This window comes from Erythrobacter sp. W302b, from assembly GCF_046452395.1.
Lineage (GTDB): Bacteria > Pseudomonadota > Alphaproteobacteria > Sphingomonadales > Sphingomonadaceae > Erythrobacter.
Genome location: NZ_JBKFDH010000001.1, coordinates 1,103,549 through 1,122,842, shown reverse-complemented (window position 1 = coordinate 1,122,842; position 19,294 = coordinate 1,103,549). Strand labels below are relative to the sequence as shown.

Genomic DNA, 19,294 nt, shown 5'->3' with positions numbered 1-19,294 from the left:
ACTTACGAAATGTCGCCTGCGCGAATGACACGTTCGCTGCCATCCGCCAAGCGTAGCCGCAAAGCGCCATCGTTTTCCTCAAGGCCAGCAAAGGAGCCCGACAGCACCGAGCCATCGGTATCGTGGACAGTTACGGGAGAACCCTGCGCATGGATGGAGAGCCCGAGAAAGCGTTCCAGCGTGCTCCCAAGATCATTCGCGCGCCAAAAGGCGAGATTGCGTGCGAACTGTTCGGCAAGCACCTGCGAGAAGTGCTCCACATCCGGGGCGGCAACAACATCGGCAAGAGCGGCGGTCTTGCGTCCCTCGATGTGCGGCGCACGGGCAAGGTTGACCCCGATGCCGACCACCACCTGCCCGCGCAACATCTCCAGCAAGATGCCCGACAACTTGCCACCATTCAGCAGCACATCATTGGGCCATTTCAGCGCGAGGCCTGCCGCACTGTCCTTGATGACCCGTGCGGCCTGAAATACCGAAATAGCCGCGACGAAGCTCAGGCTGGCGGGCGGCGGGCCACCCTCCCCCGGCGTCACAACGGTCGAGCCCATGAAATTGCCCGCTCCGTCGAACCATTCGCGCCCTTGCCGCCCGCGTCCTGCGGTCTGACGGCGGGCGACCAGCCAGCGTCCTTCGGCCCAACCCTCCCCGCTGCGGATCGCGGCGGCGAGGTCGGCATTGGTCGAGCCGGTCTGTTCGGCGAACTCGATCAAACCGAAAGGAACAGCGAGGCCGCAGCCTTGTCGGCCAGATCGGTGAGCGACGGGGTCAGCAGGTAACCCAAAGGCGAGACGATCAGCCCCGTCAGCCCCAGCAGCACCCAATGGGCCGCACCGCTCTTGCCGGTGACCACGCCTGCGGGTTCATCGAAGAACATCACCTTGACGAACTTGATGTAATAGAACGCGCCGATCACGCTTGCGGCAATGGCGATGGCGCCAAAGGCCACCAGCCCGGCCTCGATGGTCGCCTGAAACACCACGAACTTGCTGTAGAAGCCGAGCAGCGGCGGAATGCCGGCGAGGCTGAACATGAAGAGCAGCAGCGCCCACGCAATCGCAGGCTGCGTCACCGAAAGCCCACGGATGTCGGCAAAGGTTTCGAACAGCGCGCCATCCTCGCCGCGCAGCATCAGCAGCGCGACAAAGCTGCCGAGGCTCATGGCGACATAGATGAACAGATACACCAGCATCGCGCTCGCCCCGTCGGCATTGGCCACCGCAAGGCCGAGCAGGATGAAGCCGATATTGTTGATCGAGGAATAGGCGAGCAACCGCTTCAGGTTCTCCTGCCCGATCGCTCCCAATGCACCGAAAATGATCGAAGCCAGCGCCATGAACATCACGATCTGCTGCCACGCGGCGACTTGTCCGCCGAACACCTGGAACACCACCCGCGCGGTGAGTGCGACGGCGGCAACCTTGGGGGCGGTGGCGAAGAAGGCAGTGACCGGGGTCGGCGCGCCCTCGTACACGTCCGGGGTCCACATATGGAACGGCACGGCGCTGATCTTGAAGGCGAGGCCCGAGAGCACGAAGATCACCCCGAACAGCGCGCCGGTGCCCATCTCGCCCGTCAGGCCAGCGCGCACCGCGCTGAAGCCGGTGCCGCCGGTGAAACCGTAGAGCAGGCTCATGCCATAGAGCAGGATGCCGGAGGCCAGCGCGCCGAGCACGAAATACTTGAGCCCCGCCTCACCCGAGCGCGTGTCGCGCCGCAGGATCGCGGCGAGGACGTAGGCCGAGAGGCTGTTCAGCTCGAGCCCGAGGTAGAGGCTCATGAAATCATTGGCCGAAACCATGATGCTCATGCCGACCGCGGCAAAGATCACCAGAACCGGGTATTCGGCGCGCATTCCGCGCTCCGCACCAGCGGCGGGGCCGGCGAAGAAGGCGGGCGCGATCATCAGGGCGGCGATCGCCGAAAGGTAGATCAGCGCCTTGGCGAAGAGCGCGAAGCTGTCGATCTTGAGCAGGCCGCCAAAGGCCAGCGTCGCCGGGCCGTCGCTGCCGGTGTGGAGGCCGGGGACGAGCAGGAAACCCGCGACGAACAGCGCGGCCGCCGCGCCGATGGCGATCTGGCGGGCACCCGTGTCCCCGCCAAACGCGGCGACGAGCAGCAGCACGAGGCCGGTGAAGCTGAGCAGCAACTCGGGAATGACGAGCGCAAAGGAAGCAGCGAAATCCATCAGTGCGCGCCCTCCTTGGCGCTCTCGTGTTCCATGCCCTCATGTCCCGCGCCGTGGTGGCCCACCGCATTGGCGGCCTCGGCACGCGGGGTGCCCGGCGCAAGGCGGGCGTCACCGGCAGGCGCGGCCGCGGCAAGGCGGGCGTCAAGCGTGGCGATGTCCTTGCGCATCGGCGCGAGGAAGCTCTCGGGATAGACCCCCATCCACAGCACCGCTGCGGCGATGGGCGCCATCATCACCCACTCGCGCGCCGAGATGTCGGGCATCGCGGCGGCGTCCGCATTGGTCTGCCCGCCAAACGCCACGCGGCGATAGAGGTAGAGCATATAGGCCGCGCCCAGAATGATGCCCGTGGTGCAGATCAGCGCGACGAGGCTCGACGTCTGGTAGATCCCCGCGAGCGACAGGAACTCGCCAACGAAGCCGCTGGTGCCCGGCAGGCCGATGCTCGCCATGGTGAACAGCAGGAAGAACAGCGCATAGTAAGGCATGTTGATCGCAAGGCCGCCGTAGCGGGCGATCTCGCGGGTGTGGAGGCGGTCGTAGATCACGCCCACGCACAGGAACAGCGCGCCGGAAACGAGCCCGTGGGAGAGCATGACGATCATCGCGCCCTCAAGCCCCTGCACATTGAAGGCGAACAGGCCCACGGTGACGATCGCCATGTGTGCCACCGAGGAATAGGCGATCAGCTTCTTCATGTCCGCCTGCACCAGCGCGACCAACGAGGTGTAAACCACCGCGATCATCGACAGCGCGAAGACCAGCCATGCGAACTGGGCGGAAGCCTCGGGGAACATCGGCAGGCTAAAGCGGATGAAGCCGTAGCCGCCCAATTTGAGCAGCACGCCCGCAAGGATCACCGAACCGGCGGTCGGCGCCTGCACGTGCGCGTCAGGCAGCCAGGTGTGGAGCGGCCACATCGGCACCTTGACCGCAAAGCTCGCGAAGAAGGCCAGCCACAGCCACGTCTGCGCTTGCGGCAGGAAGCTGTATTGCATCAAAGTCGGGATGTCCGAGGTGCCGGCTTCGGCCACCATCCAGAACATCGCGATCAGCATCAGCACCGATCCGAGCAGGGTGTAGAGGAAGAACTTGTAGCTCGCGTAAATGCGGTTGTCCCCGCCCCACACGCCGATGATCAGATACATCGGGATAAGGCCCGCCTCGAAGAAGACGTAGAACAGAAACAGGTCCTGCGCCGCGAAAGTGCCGATCATCAGCACCTCCATGAACAGGAAGGCCGCCATGTATTCGCCGACGCGCTTCTGCACCGATTCCCAGCTCGCCAGGATGCAGACCGGCATCAGGAAGACGCTGAGCATGATCAGCATCAGCGCGATACCGTCGATCCCGAGCTTGTAGCTGAAGCCCGCGAAGAGGTTCGCTTCCTCGGTGAACTGCCACTGCGGGCCGCCAATCTGATAGTTCGACCACAGCACGACGCCGAGCACGAAGGTGACAAGCGTCGCCCCGAGCGCGATCCAGCGGGCAGCGCTCGCGCCCGCAAACAGGCACAGCGCCGCGCCGGCCAGCGGCACGCACATCATCAGCGACAGGATGGGAAGGCCTTCCATTACGAAGCGCGCTCCTAAAGCAGAACAAAGGTGACAGCGGCGACCAGCCCGAGCAGCATGATCAACGCGTAGGTGTAAACGTAGCCCGACTGGATCGACTTGGCGGCGACCGAGGAGCGCTCGACCGCCCAGGCGATGCCGTTGGGACCAAACCGGTCGATGGTGCCGATATCGCCGAGCTTCCAGAACGCGCGGCCCAGCGCGAAAGCGGGCTTCACGAAGATCGCGTCATACAGCTCGTCGAAGTACCACTTGCGGTAGACGAAGTTGTGCAGCGCGCCGAAGGTTGCAACGAAGCGTGCCGGTATGTCGGGCTTGGCGATGTAGGCCAGATAGGCGCCGGCAAAGCCCACAACCATGACGATCAGTGCGGTGTACTTCACCCAGTAAGGCACGGCGTGCATCGCATGGATCAGGTCTTCGTTGTAGAATATCGACCCGTTCCAGAAGGCCGCGCTGTCGAGAAAGCTGGGTGCGAACACCTGTCCGGCGGCAATTGCGCCAATGGTCAGCAGGCCCAGCGGGATCAGCATCGTGATCGGACTTTCATGCGGGTGATAGCCGCCCGTGGTGTCCTCGCCTGCTTCGGCAGGGGTCTTGTGCACCGAGTGCTGGATATGCTCGCTCTCGATCCAGCGCGGCTTGCCCCAGAAGGTCAGGAACATCAGGCGCCAGGAATAGAAGCTGGTGAGCAGCGCCGCGATGGCACCGGCCCAGAAGGCGAACTGCCCCGCACCATTGTGGCGAGCATAAGCGACTTCGAGGATCGCGTCCTTCGACCAGAAGCCCGCAAAGCCGACCCCAAGGTGATAGACCCCCAGCCCCGTGATCGCCAGCGTGCCTGCCAGCATGGCATAGAAGGTGAACGGGATATGCTTACGCAGGCCGCCGTAATAGCGCATGTCCTGTTCGTGGTGCATCGCGTGGATCACCGAGCCCGCACCAAGGAACAGCAGCGCCTTGAAGAAGGCGTGGGTGAAGAGGTGGAACATCGCCGCCCCGTAGGCCCCGACGCCTGCGGCAAAGAACATGTAGCCGAGCTGCGAGCAGGTCGAATAGGCGATCACCCGCTTGATGTCCCACTGCGTCGTCCCGATCGTGGCGGCGAAGAAGCAGGTCGCGGCCCCGACGATGGTGACGATGGTCAGCGCGGTCGGCGCGGTCTCGAACATCGGCGAAAGGCGGCACAGCATGAACACGCCTGCCGTCACCATGGTCGCGGCATGGATCAGCGCCGAGACCGGGGTCGGGCCTTCCATCGCGTCAGGCAGCCAGGTGTGCAGGCCCAGCTGCGCCGACTTGCCCATCGCGCCGATGAACAGCAGGATGCACAGGATATCCATCGTGTAGAGCCGCATGCCGACGAAGGTGATGGTCGAGCCGCTCATGCCCGGAGCTGCCGCCAGGATCTCGGGGATCGAAGTCGTCTGGAACACCAGATAGGTGCCGAAGATGCCGAGCATGAAGCCCAAGTCACCCACGCGGTTGACCACGAAAGCCTTGATCGCCGCCGCGCCGGCCGAGGGCTTGCGGAACCAGAATCCGATCAGCAAATAGGACGCCAGCCCCACCCCTTCCCATCCGAAGAACATCTGGACGAGGTTGTCGGCCGTCACCAGCATCAGCATCGCGAAGGTGAACAGCGAGAGATAGGCGAAAAACCGCGGCTGATCCGGGTCTTCCTCCATGTACCCCCACGAATAAAGGTGCACGAGCGCCGAGACCGAATTGATCACCACCAGCATGATCGCGGTGAGTGTATCAACGCGCAGCGACCAATCGAAGGTCAGCGTGCCGCTCTGCACCCACTTCAGGACCGGCACGACCTCTGCCGTGGCAGTGCCCGAGAGGAAGCCGAGGAAGATCGGCCAGCTGAGGCCAGCGGCGAGGAACAGCCCGGCGGTGGTCACGCTCTTGGCGGCGACATTGCCGATCATGCGGTTGCCCAGCCCTGCGATCAGGGCAGCGGCCAACGGCGCAAAAACGATGATGAGGATCGGATGCATTAACAACCCCCGTTCGGGCTGAGCTTGTCAGAGCCCTGCACTTCTTCGAAGCGCACGGGAGCGAAGAAAAGACGGCCCTTCGACGAGCTCAGGGCGAACGGACTAGAGACGATCACGCAAATCACCCCTTCATCCGGTTGATGTCGTCGACCGCAATCGAACCGCGAGTGCGGAAATAGATCACCAGGATCGCGAGGCCGATGGCCGCCTCGGCCGCGGCCACCGTCAGCACCAGCATCGCGAAGACCTGTCCCACCAGATCCTGCATGAAGGCGCTGAAGGCCACGAGGTTGAGGTTCACGCTCAGCAAGATCAACTCGACCGCCATCAGGATGACGATCACGTTCTTGCGGTTGAGGAAAATTCCCAGCACGCCGAGCACGAACAGGATCGCGCCGACGGTGAGGTAATGTTCGATGCCGATCCCACCTGCACTAATCATAGTTCGACCCCTTGCCCGATCTCCGGGTTCTTCATGACGGTTGCATCCTCCGGACGGCGGCGGATCTGCTTGCCCACGTCCTGCCGCGCGCGGGCACCCGGCTTGGGCGGCTGGAAGGTCAGCACAATCGCGCCGATCATCGCGACCAGCAGGATGATCCCGGCGATTTCGAACAGCACAATGTAGCGGCCATAGAGCAACGCACCGAGCGCCTCGATGTTCGACGTATCGGCGGCCTGCACGGCAGAACCGTCAGGCGTGCCGAGGCTCAGACCGCCTGCGTTGTAAGCGCCCACGGCCAGCAGCAGCTCTGCGAGCAGGATCGCGGCGATCAGCAGACCCAGCGGCGCGTTGCGGGAAAAGCCTGCACGCATCGCGGCAAAATCGATGTCGAGCATCATCACCACGAACAGGAACAGCACCGCGACCGCCCCCACATAGACGATCACCAGCAGCATCGCGATGAACTCGGCGCCAACCAGCACCATCAGCCCGGCAGCGTTGAAGAACGCCATGATCAGCCACAGCACCGAGTGCACCGGATTGCGCGCCATGACGACCATTACGGCGCTGGCAACGACAATCGTCGCGAAGAAATAGAAGGCGATGGCCTGTATCATGGTTTTACTCCGCCGTTACGTCACCCCGGTGAAGGCCGGGGTCCCGCAAGCGGCTATGTGATCCCTTTGTCCGCACTGGGCCCCGGCCTTCGCCGGGGTGACGTGCGTTGTTGATTGACCCCGTTTCCTCGTCGCCGCGCGCCCTAGCGATAGGGTGCGTCGGCTTCAAGGTTGGCCGCGATGGCCCGTTCCCATTTGTCACCATTCGCAAGCAGCTTGGCCTTGTCGTAAAGCAGCTCCTCGCGGGTTTCGGTGGCGTATTCGAAATTCGGTCCTTCGACGATGGCATCGACCGGGCAGGCTTCCTGGCAGAAGCCGCAGAAGATGCACTTGGTCATGTCGATGTCGTAGCGGGTGGTGCGGCGGCTGCCGTCCTCGCGCGGTTCGCTCTCGATGGTGATCGCCTGCGCGGGGCACACGGCCTCGCACAGCTTGCACGCGATGCAGCGTTCCTCGCCGTTCGGATAGCGCCGCAGGGCGTGCTCACCGCGGAAGCGGGGCGAGAGCGGGGCCTTCTCGAAGGGGTAGTTGATCGTCACCTTGGGCTTGAAGAAATACTTCAGCGTCAAGGCGTGGGCCTTGAGGAACTCCCAGAGGGTGAACGATTTGATGAGGTGGGAGACGGTGGTCATGACTGGCCTCTCACAGCAACAGGCTGCGCAGGGGTGGTTTGGACGATTTCGGTCGAGGTCGCAGGAGCCGTCGGTGCGATTGAGCGGTCAAAATGCCCCGTCGCCATCAGGTAGCCGCTGGTCGCCGCCACAAACAGCAGGCTCATCGGCAGGAACACCTTCCACCCGAGGCGCATCAGCTGGTCGTAGCGGTAGCGCGGCACGGTCGCCCAGATCCAGCTGAACATGAAGAAGAACACGAAGGTCTTGACGAGGAACCAGATAATCCCCGGCACCATGTAAAGCACCGGAATGTCGAGCGGCGGCAGCCACCCGCCCCAGAACAGCAGCGTGTTGAGCGAGCACATCAGCAGGATATTCGCATACTCGCCGAGCCAGAACAGCGCGAAGCTCATCGAGGAATATTCGGTCTGGTAGCCCGCGACGAGCTCGCTCTCGGCCTCGGTGAGGTCGAAGGGCGCGCGCGCGGTTTCAGCGAGGGCCGAGATGAAGAACACCACCCACATCGGGAACAGCAGCGGGTGCACCGCATAGGCGTTGATGAAGCCCAGCCCGAACCCCTGCTGCGCATTGACGATGCCGGAGAGGTTGAAAGTCCCGGCAAACAGCACGACGCAGACCAGCACGAAGCCGATCGAGACCTCGTAGGAGATCATCTGCGCCGAGGCACGCATCGCCGAGAAGAACGGATATTTGGAGTTCGACGCCCACCCGCTCATCACCACGCCGTAAACCCCCATCGAGGAGATCGCGAGGATATAGAGCAGGCCGACATTGATGTCCGAAATCACGACGCCCGCGTCGAACGGGATCACCGCCCACGCCGCGAGCGCGACCGTGAAGGTGATAATCGGCGCGATCAGAAAGATGCCCTTGTTCGCGGCGCTCGGGATGATGGTCTCTTGCAGGAAGACCTTGAGGCCGTCCGCGAAGGATTGCAGCAGCCCGAACGGCCCCACCACATTGGGCCCGCGCCGCATCATGATCGCGCCCAGCACCTTGCGGTCGACATAGATCACCATCGCCACAGAGAACATGACGAGCAGCGAGACGATCAGGATCCCCGCGAGCGTCGCCACAGTCCAGGCCCATTCGTAAGGCAGGCCTAGGGATTGGAAGAAGGCGGTCACTTACATTCCTCCCCGGCACGGGGAGGGGGACCACGCAGTGGTGGAGGGGCACCCCGCCCGGTTCAATTTGTCAGATTTGCGGAGAAGCCGAGCCTGCCCCTCCACCATCCTGCGGATGGTCCCCCTCCCCTGAAGGGGGAGGATTTGGTGCGCACTCATTCCGCAGCCTCCTTCACATCGGCCCCGTGCAGCAACTCATCCGAGCAGCGCTGCATCACCTCGCTGGCGCGGGCGATGGGGTTGGTGAGGTAGAAGTCCTTGACCGGGTAGCCCGCGATCTCGCCTTCGAACTTGGCGCCGCTGTCGGCCTTGGAGAGCGCGCCGTAATCGGCGAGGCCCTCTTCGCCCAACGCGGGCACGGCAGCGATCATCGCGGCCTGAAGCTGGTCGAAACTGTCGAAGCCCACCGTCACGCCCAGCGCATCGGCGAGCGCACGCAGGATCGTCCAGTCCTCGCGCGCGTCGCCGGGAGCGAAGACGGCCTTCTCGGCGAACTGCACCCGGCCCTCGGTGTTGACGTAGGTCCCGTCCTTTTCGGCGTAGGAAGCGCCCGGAAGGATGATGTCGGCGTGATGCGCACCCTTGTCGCCGTGGTGGCCGATATAGACCTTGAGGCTCTTCGCGTAGGGCGCGTAGTCCATCTCGTCCGCGCCGAGGCTAAGCAGCACCTTGGGGCTGGCCGCCGCAATGTCGCCCATCCCGCCCGGAAGCGTGAAGCCGAGCATCAGCGAAGCCATGCGCGCCGCCGAGATGTGCAACACGTTGAAGCCGTTCCAGCCCTCACGGACGAGGTTGAACTTATCGACCAGCTTGAGCGCCCCCGGAAGTGCACCCTTGGCCAGCGCCGCCGCGCCGAGGATCACCGCCGGACGCTGGGCCGACTTCATGACGTCACCCAATTCCTTGGGCACGCGGTTCAGGAGCTTCAGATCGCTGCCGAGGAAGGTCGCCGGATAGGTGGGATCCCATTCGGGCCCGATGATGTAGACCTTGGCCCCCGCCTTCACCGCCTTGCGCAGACGGACGTTGAGCAGCGCGGCCTCCCAGCGGACATTGCTGCCGACGATCAGGATCGCGTCGGCGGTCTCGATCCCGGCGAAGGTGCTGTTGAAGTTCACCGCCGCGAGGTTCGACACGTCATAGGTCATGCCAGTCTGACGCGCCTCGGTGAGGTTCGACCCGCAGGCATTGACCAGCGCCTTGGCGGCAAACATGGTCTCAGCATCGAGCAGGTCGCCCGCCACCGCCGCGATGCTGGCCTTGTCGCCTTCGAGCGCGGCGGCGATCATGCCGAAAGCCTCGGTCCATTCGGCGGGCTGGAGCTTGCCTTCGCGGCGTACCCACACGCGGTCGAGGCGGCGCTTGGTCAACCCGTCGACCTGATACCGGCCCTTATCCGAGAGCCACTCCTCGTTGACGTCGTCATTCACCCGCGGCAGCGCGCGCATGACTTCGCGGCCCTTGGAGTGGAGCGTGATGTTCGCCCCCACCGCGTCCGAGACGTCGATGCTGAGCGTCTTCTTCAGCTCCCACGGCCGCGCCTCGAAGGCATAGGGACGCGAGGTCAGCGCGCCGACCGGGCACAGGTCGATCACATTGGCGCTCAATTCATGCGCCGCCGCCTGTTCGAGGTAGGTCGTGATCTGCATGTCCTCGCCGCGGTACAGCGCGCCGATTTCGTCCACGCCCGCGATCTCTTCCGAGAAGCGCACGCAGCGGGTGCAGTGGATGCAGCGGGTCATGATCGTCTTGATCAGCGGGCCCATGTATTTCTCGGTGACCGCGCGCTTGTTCTCGTGATAGCGCGAACCGCCGCGGCCATAGGCGACCGCCTGGTCCTGTAGATCGCACTCGCCGCCCTGATCGCAGATCGGGCAATCGAGCGGGTGGTTGATGAGCAGGAACTCCATCACCCCTTCGCGCGCCTTCTTGACCATGGGCGAGTCGGTGCGGATTTCCTGACCCTCGGCAGCCGGCAGCGCGCAGGAGGCCTGCGGCTTGGGCGGCCCGGGCTTCACCTCGACCAGACACATGCGGCAATTGCCGGCGATGGAGAGCCGCTCGTGATAGCAGAAGCGCGGGATTTCCTTCCCCGCCAGCTCGCACGCCTGCAACACAGTCGCGCCCGCCGGGACTTCGATTTCCTGACCGTCTACGGTGACCTTGGGCATTACTCGGCTGCCTCTTGGAATTGCGCATTATGTTCGTTGATCCGCCGCTCGAGCTCGGGGCGGAAGTGGCGGATGAGGCCCTGGATCGGCCACGCGGCGGCGTCGCCCAGCGCGCAGATGGTGTGGCCTTCGACCTGCTTGGTGACTTCCTGCAGCATGTCGATTTCCTCGATCGCGGCGTCACCCGTGCGCAGGCGCTCCATCATGCGCCACATCCAGCCCGTGCCCTCGCGGCAGGGGGTGCACTGGCCGCAGCTCTCGTGCTTATAGAAATAGGAGAGGCGGCTGATCGCGCGGACGATGTCGGTCGACTTGTCCATGACGATGACCGCCGCGGTGCCGAGGCCGGAGCCCAGTTCCTTGAGCCCATCGAAGTCCATCGGCGCGTTGCGGATCTGTGCGGCGGGCACCAGCGGCACGGACGAGCCGCCGGGGATGACCGCCAGCAGATTGTCCCACCCGCCGCGGATGCCGCCGCAGTGCTTCTCGATCAGCTCTTCGAAGCTGATGCTCATCGCCTCTTCGACCACGCAGGGCTTTTCAACGTGGCCGCTGATCTGGAACAGCTTGGTGCCCTTGTTGTTCTCGCGCCCGAAGCTGGAGAACCACGCAGCGCCGCGCCGCAGGATCGTCGGCGCCACCGCGATGCTCTCGACGTTGTTGACCGTGGTCGGGCAACCATAGAGCCCCGCACCCGCCGGGAAGGGGGGTTTGAGGCGCGGCTGACCCTTCTTGCCCTCAAGGCTCTCGATCATCGCGGTCTCTTCGCCGCAGATGTAAGCGCCCGCGCCGCGGTGCATGAAGACGTCGAAATCGTAGCCCGAACCGCAGGCGTTCTTGCCAATCAGCCCGGCGTCATAGGCTTCGCTGATCGCCTTCTGCAGCGTCTCGGCCTCGCGGATATATTCGCCGCGGATGTAGATGTAGGCAGCGCGCGCCCGCATCGCGTAACCGGCAACCAGCGCGCCCTCGACCAGCTTGTGCGGATCGTGGCGGATGATCTCGCGGTCCTTGCAGGAACCGGGTTCGGACTCGTCGGCATTGATGACGAGGAAGCTCGGGCGGCCATCGCGCGATTCCTTGGGCATGAAGGACCACTTGAGCCCCGTCGGGAAGCCCGCCCCGCCCCGCCCGCGCAGGCCGCTGGCCTTGATTTCCTCGATGATAGCATCCTGCCCGCGTGCGAGCAGCGCCTTGGTGTTGTCCCAATCCCCGCGCGCCTGCGCTGCCTTCAGGCTCCAGTCCTGAAAGCCATAGAGGTTGGTGAAGATGCGGTCCTTATCCGCCAGCATTGCTGCCATCCCTTTGTTTGGCGCGCTTGATGCGCACCAGCGAAATCACTTGAAATACAAGACCCAGACCCATCACGATCACGCCCATTTCGAGCGGACCGGTCACAGTCAGTATCGCCCCGAGCGCGAAGCCGCCCAGCCCGAGGATCGCCAGCAGAAGCGTCACCGGGTTCATCCGATCGCTCCCGATTGCCACAGGCCCGCGAGCACTGCGACGATCAGCAGGATTACCCCAACGCGCACCAAGCCCATCAACACCTTGTAGGCGATGAAGGCCAGCAGCAGCGCGCCGAAGATGGAGACGACGGCGGTCATGCCTCAAATCTCCACATCCGTTCGCCCTGAGCTTGTCGAAGGGCCGCCGTTCCTTCTTCACGTCGCACGCAAAGAAAGAACGGTGCTTCGACAAGCTCAGCACGAATGGTGCTTTGGGGCCTCATCACCACTCGCCCCGGTAATCGTGGTTGGCATCAACCATCGCGGTGAGCGTCGTGGGCCCGCCCGAAGGTTCGGAGGTGTGACGCCCCGGCTCCTGCGTGCCCGCCTTGGGCATCTCGCCCGCCGCCAGCGCGTCCAGCACCGCGTCGAGCCGTTCTGGCGTCAGATCTTCGTAATTGTCGTCATTGATCTGGACCATCGGCGCGGTGGCGCAATTGCCCATGCATTCGACTTCGGTGAGGGTCCAGAGACCATCGGCCGAAACCCCACCCTTCACCATCCCGCGCTTCTTGCAGGCGGCCATGATGTCGTCGCTCCCGCGCAGCATGCAGGGCGTCGTCCCGCACACCTGCACGTGGAATTTGCCGACGGGCTTGAGGTTGTACATGAAGTAGAAGCTGGCGACCTCGAGCACGCGGATCACCGGCATGTCGAGATACTTGGCGACATATTCGATCACCGGCAGCGGCAGCCAGCCCTGCGTATCGGTCTCTGCGCCGACCTGCCGCTGGGCAAGATCGAGCAGCGGCATCACCGCGCTGCGCTGACGCCCTTCGGGATACTTGGCGATGTGCCAGTCGGCGATTGTCTTGTTCTCCGGCGTCCACGCGAAACCGCCCCAGCGGGCGCGCAGTTCGGGGGTGTCGGGAGCGGGGGTACGGTCAGCCATTAGCGGATGAACTCCACGCGAGAGCACAGGTCGCCCTCGAAGGAATAGACGGACATGACTTCGAAGGGCTCGGCAGTCGGGGAGCGGTAGACCCGCTCATGCAACACCGCGAATTCGCCCAGTTCGTAGCCGGTAATGATCTCAGCGCGGTTCTCGGGAAACTCGGCGAACATCGCCTTGAGGCCCGCCCGCGTGCCTTCCTTGCCTTCGCGGATCACTGCGCCGCGGTAGCCCGCCTCGCAGGCACCATCGGTCATCAGCGCGACATAGGCGTCGGCATCCTGCGCATTGTAATGCGCAATCATTTCTTCGGCGATCGCAAGCCTGCTCACCGGTCGCACTCCCCGAACACCACGTCGATCGCGCCCAGAATGGCGGTCGCATCGGGCAGCATGTGGCCCTTGCTCATGAAATCCATCGCCTGAAGGTGGCTGAAGGCCGTGGGGCGGATCTTGCAGCGGTAGGGCTTGTTGGTGCCGTCGCTGACGAGGTAGACGCCGAACTCGCCCTTGGGGCTTTCGGTCGCGACATAGACCTCGCCCGCGGGGACGTGGAAGCCTTCGGTGTAGAGCTTGAAGTGGTGAATCAGGCTTTCCATCGACTGCTTCATCTCGCCCCGCTTGGGCGGCGAGACCTTGCCGTCGGTCGAGGCAATCGGGCCGCCCGGCATGTCGCGCAGGCACTGCTTGATGATCTTCGCGCTCTCGTAGACTTCCTTCACGCGCACCATGAAGCGGTCGTAGCAGTCCGAGTTGGTGCCGACCGGGATGTCGAATTCCATGCGGTCATAGACATCGTAGGGCTGCGACTTGCGCAGGTCCCACGGGATGCCCGCGGCGCGGATCATCGGGCCGGAGAAGCCCCAGGCAACCGCGTCCTCACGCGACACGACGGCGATGTCGACATTGCGCTGCTTGAAGATGCGGTTGTCCATGACGAGGCTCATCGCGTCCTCGAACAGCTGGAAGAAGCGGTTGTCGAGCCAGTCGCCGATATCGACCAGCAGCTTCTCCGGCACGTCCTGATGGACGCCGCCCGGGCGGAACCACGCGGAGTGCATTCGCGCGCCGCTCGCCCGCTCGAAGAAGTTGAGGCAGTCCTCGCGCAGGTCCATGATCCACAGGTTCGGCGTGAACGCGCCGACATCGAGGATGTGCGCGCCCATGTTGAGCATGTGGTTGCAGATGCGGGTCAGCTCGGCGAACAGCACGCGCAGATATTGCGCGCGGATCGGCACTTCGAGGTTCAGCAGTTTTTCGATCGCGAGCACATAGGAGTGCTCCATCGCCAGCGGCGAGCAATAGTCGAGCCGGTCGAAATAGGGCAGCGCCTGAAGATAGGTCTTGTGCTCGATCAGCTTTTCGGTGCCGCGGTGGAGCAGACCGACATGCGGGTCGATCCGCTCGATCACCTCGCCATCAAGCTCCATCACCATGCGCAGCACGCCGTGCGCGGCCGGGTGCTGGGGGCCGAAGTTGATCGTGTAGTTGCTGATGACCTCGCCCGTGGTGGTGAGCGATTCCTCGCGTTGCATGCTCATCGTCCACCCTCCTTCGAGGTGGGATCGGGGGCACCGGGGGCACCCTTGCCGCTGTCCTTCTGCGCGGGCGCGGCGGCGGCGACGGGCTTGGCCGCTGCCTCGTCCGCTGTCTTGCCCGCGCCGGTGTCGGCGGGCTTCTCGGTCGTCTTGGGCTCGGCCACCGTGGGCGCGCCGCGCGATTTCTCGTCACCGGGCAGCACGTAATCCGCGCCTTCCCAGGGTGAAAGGAAGTCGAAGCTGCGCATTTCCTGCGCAAGTTCAACGGGCTCATACACGACCCGCTTTTCCTCCTCGGAATAGCGCAGCTCGGTGTAGCCCGTCATCGGGAAGTCCTTGCGGAACGGGTGCCCTTCGAAGCCGTAATCGGTGAGGATGCGGCGCAGGTCCGGGTTGCCCGCAAAGGTCACGCCGTACATGTCGAACACCTCGCGTTCGAGCCACCCGGCGTTGGGCCACAGGGTGGTGACGGTGGGCACGGGCGTCTCCTCGGAGGCCGAGCACTTCACCATCACGCGGTGGTTCTTGGTGAGGCTCTGGAGCATGTAGACCACTTCGAAGCGCTCGGGCCGCGAGGGGTAGTCGACCCCGGCGATTTCCATGAGCTGCTGGTAGGCATGGTCGTCACGCAGGATTTGCAGCACCCGTGCGATAGCATCGCGCTCGACACGGAAGATCACCTCGCCGTGGGCTTCGACAGCCTCGATCAGCCAGACCGAAATGGTCTCGCTGATAGCGTCGATCACGCCCGCGTTGGCGGCAAAGCGCGGAGCGGAATGGAGAACGGCCATGCGCCCTTACCTCTCGATGGTGCCGACGCGGCGGATCTTCCGCTGCAATTGCATAACGCCGTAAAGCAGCGCCTCGGCAGTCGGCGGGCAGCCGGGGACATAGATGTCGACCGGCACGATGCGGTCGCAGCCGCGCACCACCGAATAGCTGTAATGGTAATAGCCGCCGCCATTGGCGCAGCTGCCCATGCTGATCACGTACTTGGGGTCCGACATCTGGTCGTAGACCTTGCGCAGCGCCGGGGCCATCTTGTTGCACAGCGTGCCGGCGACGATCATCACGTCCGACTGGCGCGGGGAGGCGCGCGGCGCGGCGCCGAAGCGCTCCATGTCGTAGCGCGGCATGTTGACGTGGATCATCTCGACCGCGCAGCAGGCAAGGCCGAAGGTCATCCACCACAGCGAGCCCGTGCGCGCCCACTGGAACAGCTCCTCTGTCGAGGTGACGAGGAAGCCCTTGTCGGTGACCTCGGTCTGGAGCGCGTTGAAGAAGCTCGCGTCAGGCGCGCGGACCTCGCCGCCTTGCGCAGTGGTAAGCTTCGAGATGTCGGGCAATCCTTGGGGAGGAGTAACGATGGTATTCATTCCCAGTCCAACGCCCCTTTCTTCCATTCATAAGCGAGGCCAACCGCGAGGATGAACAGGAACACCATCATGCCGCCCCAGCCAACCCAGCCCGTCTCACCCAGGCTCACCGCCCAAGGGAACAGGAAGGCGGCTTCAAGGTCGAAGACGATGAAGCTGATCGCGACCAGATAGAAGCGCACGTCGAACTGGCTGCGCGCATCCTCGAACGCGGGGAAGCCGCATTCATACTCCGAGAGCTTTTCCGCATCAGGGTTATGGGTGCCGGTGAGGCGCGAGACCGCCATGGGCGCGACCACAAACAGGATCGAGAGCCCGAAAGCCACAAGCACGAATAACAGTATCGGCAGATACTGACTGAGGTCGACCACGACGATGTCCAAGCTGTTAATCCCGTTCGTCGCCCTAAGCCTGTCGCACGCGGGGCGCAAGCCTGCGACTCGCGGAAAACCCCTCAGGTGTGTTGCAGGAAATCGAACAAAGGTTGCGGCAGAACGGCCCCGCTGCGCTCTAGCGCTCCAGCGGCAGGCGGCGGATGGTGGTGGGAAGAGCTGTCATGCCCTCTCGCAGCTGCCCCCTGTCATAGCGGTCCCACTGACCGGTGGCGACGTAGATCAGAGCCCCTTCGTGAAGGCTGCCGCCAAGCGGCTCGGTCCAGCCCGGATGCGCCTGTTCGAGCACGCGGTGCCCAACGATCCGGGTTCCGTCGGCAGAAAGAGCAAAAGCGCTGATCCGCATCGGACTGGTGCCGTTCTGAACGGCAATCAGCTCGCCATCGTGGAGCCATAACCCGTCCACCCCGTCGAGCGCGACGGAGATATCGCTCGCAAGCCGCGTCACCGCACCGCTGGCCAGATCGACCAGCGCCAAACCATAACCGTAATCGCTGACATAAAGCCGCGCACCATCTGCGCTCACGGCCAAGCCCTGGGGCGAGCGGAAGGTGCCGGGGGCCACCAGCGCCTCAAGCGTCCGCGCGCCAGACACCGCTCGGTAAACTCCGCCGTTGACCGGGTCGCTGGCATAGACCGTCCCATCCGGGCCTGCGGCGAGGTCCGATACCGTCACACCCTCGGGCGCGGGAATCGAGGCGAAGCGGCCCATGTCCCCCGTCAATCCGATCAGCCCGGAAAACCGCGCGCCATCCGCTTGCGCCCCGACGATATTGCCGGAGGCGACCCAGACGATCTTGCCTCCGGGCGCCGAGACGATTCCCGAAAGCGCTTGGGCCGACGCGATGGGGCTCTCCAGCCAGGCAAGCCCCGCGCCACCTGTGAACACCGACCGGCGCGAGACCGAGGTGGCGATCATGGCGCCCGCGGTGCCGGGTGAGACGAGGACACTTTCGATCAGTCCGGCTTCGGCGGGAAGCTCGGCCACCACCGAACTTGCGGTGACGACCTGCGCGGGGGCGGACATGAGCCGCGCGGCTTCAGCTGCATGGGCGGCACCGATGCGCTCGGCGATCTGCGCCTGCGTCTGCGTCCTGAACACCATCCCGCGCGCGGAAAGCCAGCGCAACGTCTCAAGCGCACCATCGGCGTCACCTTGCTCCAGCTGCGCGGCGAGCAGGCGGCGGCGCAGCGTGGTGCTATCGGGAAAGTCGGCCGCCAGCTGTTCGAGCCCCGTCGCGGCGTCGACATTCCGCCACGCCGGCGGCTCCTCGGCACCAAGAGGCGCTGCGAGAAGCACAGCCAGCGCGGCGGCGAGCGCCCTCATTTCATCATATTCGCCGCAGCCTTCTCGGTCGCCTTGCCATAAGGCGGTTTCATCCCGGCGAGCTTGGCGATGTCGATCTTGGGCTGATGATAGACCGCGCGGGCGTGGCTGAATTCGCGGAAACCCTCGATCGCGTGGTAGCTCCCCATCCCCGACGGGCCGACCCCGCCGAACGGCAGGTCTTCCATCGAGACGTGGAACACCACGTCATTGGTGGTCACGCCGCCCGAGATGGTGCGGGTCAGCACCCGCTCCTGCTCAGCCTTGTCCTCACCGAAGTAGTAGAGGCCGAGCGGGCGGTCATGCTCGTTGATGTAATCCACTGCCTGATCGACCGACTTGTAGGTCATCACCGGCAGGACAGGGCCGAAGATCTCCTCCTGCATCACGGTCATGCCGTCATTGACCCCGCGCAGCACGGTGAGTGGCATCTTGCGCTGGTTGGAATTGGCGAAATCCTCGCCCGCCGGATTGACCTCGATCACCTCGGCGCCCTTGTCCTTGGCATCCGCGACGAGGCCTTGCAGCCGCTCGAAATGGCGGTCGGAGACGATCGAGGCGTAATCATCATTGTCGAGCACGCGCGGGTACATCGCCGCCGCCGCGCCGGTAACACCCGCCACGGCCTCGTCGGCCTTTTCCTCAGGCACCATCAGGTAATCGGGGGCAAGACAGATCTGGCCAGCATTCATCATCTTGCCGAGCGCGATCCGCTCCCCGGCCTTGGCGAAGTCGGCGCTGCGGCCCATGATGACGGGCGACTTGCCGCCAAGTTCCAGCGTCACGGGCACCAAGTTCGCAGCCGCCGCCTGCATCACACGGCGGCCGGTTGCGGTCGATCCGGTGAAGACGAGGTGATCGAAGGGGAGCGAAGAGAATGCGGCGGCGACTTCGGGGCTGCCGGTCACGACAGCCACTTCCTCGGGCGCGAAACACTCCGCCGTCAGCTCGGCCATCAGTTCGCTGGTGCGCTCGGTGAATTCGGACGGCTTGATCATCGCCCGGTTACCCGCCGCCAACACCTGCATCAGCGGGCCGAAAGCCAGCTGCACCGGAAAGTTCCACGGCGAGAGAATGCCGATCACGCCCTTGGGTTCGTAGCGCACCTCGGCCTTGGCCCCCAACAGACCAAGCGGGAACTGCACCTTGCGCTTTTCCGGCTTGGCCCAGGCGTCCAAATGCTTGAGCGCGTGATTGCCCGCGCCCACCGTGGCGGCAATATCGGTCAGCATCGACTGCGCGTAGGAGCGGTTGCCGAAATCGGCGCTCATCGCCTTGGCGAATTCCTCGCCGTGGTCCTTCACCAGCGCGATCGCGCGGCGGATGCGGTCCTTGCGCTGCGACAGCGGCTCGGGGCGCGAGGCGGTGAAGGCGGCGCGCTGGCGCGCCAGCAGGGCTTCGAGTTCATCGCGGCGATCATCGGCCATGTCATTCTCCCGTGAGACATAGATGCGTTTTCATTTGCGACGTGTTGTTGCGCAAAGCGCGCAGGTGCG

At 64.3% G+C, this 19,294-nt stretch carries 20 protein-coding genes; all 20 read right to left on the bottom strand.

Features of this window, described 5'->3' with window-relative positions:
• Positions 1-2: 2 nt before the first annotated feature.
• A complete protein-coding gene (locus ACLBKT_RS05460) occupies positions 3-713 on the bottom strand; it encodes a biotin--[acetyl-CoA-carboxylase] ligase (RefSeq protein WP_410181939.1) in 711 nt (236 codons plus the stop codon).
• Positions 710-2,188 (bottom strand): NADH-quinone oxidoreductase subunit NuoN, encoded by a 1,479-nt coding sequence (gene nuoN, locus ACLBKT_RS05455; protein WP_410181938.1) that lies wholly within the window; start codon positions 2,186-2,188, stop codon positions 710-712. Before nuoN ends, ACLBKT_RS05460 begins: the two co-directional genes overlap by 4 nt.
• On the bottom strand, positions 2,188-3,765 hold the full coding sequence (locus ACLBKT_RS05450) for an NADH-quinone oxidoreductase subunit M (RefSeq protein WP_410181937.1): 1,578 nt from the start codon (positions 3,763-3,765) through the stop codon (positions 2,188-2,190). Before ACLBKT_RS05450 ends, nuoN begins: the two co-directional genes overlap by 1 nt.
• A 14-nt stretch (positions 3,766-3,779) precedes the next feature.
• Positions 3,780-5,771, bottom strand: a complete 1,992-nt coding sequence (nuoL, locus tag ACLBKT_RS05445) for an NADH-quinone oxidoreductase subunit L (RefSeq protein WP_410181936.1) — start codon at positions 5,769-5,771, stop codon at positions 3,780-3,782.
• A 121-nt stretch (positions 5,772-5,892) separates the two neighbouring features.
• Complete coding sequence (nuoK, locus tag ACLBKT_RS05440; RefSeq protein WP_410181935.1) at positions 5,893-6,213, bottom strand: NADH-quinone oxidoreductase subunit NuoK; 321 nt, start codon at positions 6,211-6,213, stop codon at positions 5,893-5,895.
• Complete coding sequence (locus ACLBKT_RS05435) at positions 6,210-6,833, bottom strand: NADH-quinone oxidoreductase subunit J (RefSeq protein ID WP_410181934.1); 624 nt, start codon at positions 6,831-6,833, stop codon at positions 6,210-6,212. The genes nuoK and ACLBKT_RS05435 overlap by 4 nt, the downstream gene beginning before the upstream one ends.
• A 143-nt stretch (positions 6,834-6,976) precedes the next feature.
• The gene (gene nuoI / locus ACLBKT_RS05430; RefSeq protein WP_069310315.1) at positions 6,977-7,465 is read right to left on the bottom strand and encodes an NADH-quinone oxidoreductase subunit NuoI; all 489 of its coding nucleotides are present in this window, start codon (positions 7,463-7,465) and stop codon (positions 6,977-6,979) included.
• Positions 7,462-8,595 (bottom strand): NADH-quinone oxidoreductase subunit NuoH, encoded by a 1,134-nt coding sequence (gene nuoH / locus ACLBKT_RS05425; protein WP_410181933.1) that lies wholly within the window; start codon positions 8,593-8,595, stop codon positions 7,462-7,464. Before nuoH ends, nuoI begins: the two co-directional genes overlap by 4 nt.
• Before the next feature lie 155 nt (positions 8,596-8,750).
• Positions 8,751-10,766 (bottom strand): NADH-quinone oxidoreductase subunit NuoG, encoded by a 2,016-nt coding sequence (nuoG, locus tag ACLBKT_RS05420; protein WP_410181932.1) that lies wholly within the window; start codon positions 10,764-10,766, stop codon positions 8,751-8,753.
• The gene (gene nuoF / locus ACLBKT_RS05415; RefSeq protein ID WP_410183650.1) at positions 10,766-12,058 is read right to left on the bottom strand and encodes an NADH-quinone oxidoreductase subunit NuoF; all 1,293 of its coding nucleotides are present in this window, start codon (positions 12,056-12,058) and stop codon (positions 10,766-10,768) included. Before nuoF ends, nuoG begins: the two co-directional genes overlap by 1 nt.
• The gene (locus tag ACLBKT_RS05410; protein WP_166546950.1) at positions 12,045-12,233 is read right to left on the bottom strand and encodes a hypothetical protein; all 189 of its coding nucleotides are present in this window, start codon (positions 12,231-12,233) and stop codon (positions 12,045-12,047) included. The genes nuoF and ACLBKT_RS05410 overlap by 14 nt, the downstream gene beginning before the upstream one ends.
• Positions 12,230-12,373: a hypothetical protein gene (locus ACLBKT_RS05405; protein WP_410181931.1), complete on the bottom strand. Its 144-nt coding sequence runs from the start codon at positions 12,371-12,373 to the stop codon at positions 12,230-12,232. Before ACLBKT_RS05405 ends, ACLBKT_RS05410 begins: the two co-directional genes overlap by 4 nt.
• A gap of 124 nt (positions 12,374-12,497) precedes the next feature.
• Positions 12,498-13,166: an NADH-quinone oxidoreductase subunit NuoE gene (gene nuoE, locus ACLBKT_RS05400; RefSeq protein ID WP_410181930.1), complete on the bottom strand. Its 669-nt coding sequence runs from the start codon at positions 13,164-13,166 to the stop codon at positions 12,498-12,500.
• Complete coding sequence (locus ACLBKT_RS05395) at positions 13,166-13,471, bottom strand: nuclear transport factor 2 family protein (protein WP_410183649.1); 306 nt, start codon at positions 13,469-13,471, stop codon at positions 13,166-13,168. Before ACLBKT_RS05395 ends, nuoE begins: the two co-directional genes overlap by 1 nt.
• Positions 13,472-13,494: 23 nt before the next feature.
• On the bottom strand, positions 13,495-14,706 hold the full coding sequence (locus ACLBKT_RS05390) for an NADH-quinone oxidoreductase subunit D (RefSeq protein ID WP_410181929.1): 1,212 nt from the start codon (positions 14,704-14,706) through the stop codon (positions 13,495-13,497).
• Positions 14,703-15,494: an NADH-quinone oxidoreductase subunit C gene (locus tag ACLBKT_RS05385; protein ID WP_410181928.1), complete on the bottom strand. Its 792-nt coding sequence runs from the start codon at positions 15,492-15,494 to the stop codon at positions 14,703-14,705. The genes ACLBKT_RS05390 and ACLBKT_RS05385 overlap by 4 nt, the downstream gene beginning before the upstream one ends.
• Positions 15,495-15,500: 6 nt before the next feature.
• A complete protein-coding gene (locus ACLBKT_RS05380) occupies positions 15,501-16,079 on the bottom strand; it encodes a NuoB/complex I 20 kDa subunit family protein (protein WP_410181927.1) in 579 nt (192 codons plus the stop codon).
• On the bottom strand, positions 16,076-16,450 hold the full coding sequence (locus ACLBKT_RS05375; RefSeq protein WP_160761620.1) for an NADH-quinone oxidoreductase subunit A: 375 nt from the start codon (positions 16,448-16,450) through the stop codon (positions 16,076-16,078). Before ACLBKT_RS05375 ends, ACLBKT_RS05380 begins: the two co-directional genes overlap by 4 nt.
• A gap of 139 nt (positions 16,451-16,589) precedes the next feature.
• A complete protein-coding gene (locus tag ACLBKT_RS05370) occupies positions 16,590-17,798 on the bottom strand; it encodes an SMP-30/gluconolactonase/LRE family protein (RefSeq protein WP_410181926.1) in 1,209 nt (402 codons plus the stop codon).
• Positions 17,795-19,225, bottom strand: a complete 1,431-nt coding sequence (locus ACLBKT_RS05365; RefSeq protein WP_410181925.1) for a coniferyl aldehyde dehydrogenase — start codon at positions 19,223-19,225, stop codon at positions 17,795-17,797. Before ACLBKT_RS05365 ends, ACLBKT_RS05370 begins: the two co-directional genes overlap by 4 nt.
• Positions 19,226-19,294 lie beyond the last annotated feature (69 nt).

Excerpts from the sequence above, each read along its gene's own strand:
- nuoK (WP_410181935.1), bottom strand. The coding sequence starts at position 6,213 with ATGATTAGTGCAGGTGGGATCGGCATCGAACATTACCTCACCGTCGGC.
- nuoN (WP_410181938.1), bottom strand. The coding sequence starts at position 2,188 with ATGGATTTCGCTGCTTCCTTTGCGCTCGTCATTCCCGAGTTGCTGCTC.
- nuoG (WP_410181932.1), bottom strand. The coding sequence starts at position 10,766 with ATGCCCAAGGTCACCGTAGACGGTCAGGAAATCGAAGTCCCGGCGGGC.
- ACLBKT_RS05365 (WP_410181925.1), bottom strand. The coding sequence starts at position 19,225 with ATGGCCGATGATCGCCGCGATGAACTCGAAGCCCTGCTGGCGCGCCAG.
- nuoE (WP_410181930.1), bottom strand. The coding sequence starts at position 13,166 with ATGGCTGACCGTACCCCCGCTCCCGACACCCCCGAACTGCGCGCCCGC.
- ACLBKT_RS05370 (WP_410181926.1), bottom strand. The coding sequence starts at position 17,798 with ATGAGGGCGCTCGCCGCCGCGCTGGCTGTGCTTCTCGCAGCGCCTCTT.
- nuoI (WP_069310315.1), bottom strand. The coding sequence starts at position 7,465 with ATGACCACCGTCTCCCACCTCATCAAATCGTTCACCCTCTGGGAGTTC.
- nuoL (WP_410181936.1), bottom strand. The coding sequence starts at position 5,771 with ATGCATCCGATCCTCATCATCGTTTTTGCGCCGTTGGCCGCTGCCCTG.
- nuoF (WP_410183650.1), bottom strand. The coding sequence starts at position 12,058 with ATGCTGGCGGATAAGGACCGCATCTTCACCAACCTCTATGGCTTTCAG.
- ACLBKT_RS05410 (WP_166546950.1), bottom strand. The coding sequence starts at position 12,233 with ATGAACCCGGTGACGCTTCTGCTGGCGATCCTCGGGCTGGGCGGCTTC.
- ACLBKT_RS05380 (WP_410181927.1), bottom strand. The coding sequence starts at position 16,079 with ATGAATACCATCGTTACTCCTCCCCAAGGATTGCCCGACATCTCGAAG.
- ACLBKT_RS05450 (WP_410181937.1), bottom strand. The coding sequence starts at position 3,765 with ATGGAAGGCCTTCCCATCCTGTCGCTGATGATGTGCGTGCCGCTGGCC.
- ACLBKT_RS05385 (WP_410181928.1), bottom strand. The coding sequence starts at position 15,494 with ATGGCCGTTCTCCATTCCGCTCCGCGCTTTGCCGCCAACGCGGGCGTG.
- ACLBKT_RS05435 (WP_410181934.1), bottom strand. The coding sequence starts at position 6,833 with ATGATACAGGCCATCGCCTTCTATTTCTTCGCGACGATTGTCGTTGCC.
- ACLBKT_RS05395 (WP_410183649.1), bottom strand. The coding sequence starts at position 13,471 with ATGATTGCGCATTACAATGCGCAGGATGCCGACGCCTATGTCGCGCTG.
- ACLBKT_RS05390 (WP_410181929.1), bottom strand. The coding sequence starts at position 14,706 with ATGAGCATGCAACGCGAGGAATCGCTCACCACCACGGGCGAGGTCATC.
- ACLBKT_RS05405 (WP_410181931.1), bottom strand. The coding sequence starts at position 12,373 with ATGACCGCCGTCGTCTCCATCTTCGGCGCGCTGCTGCTGGCCTTCATC.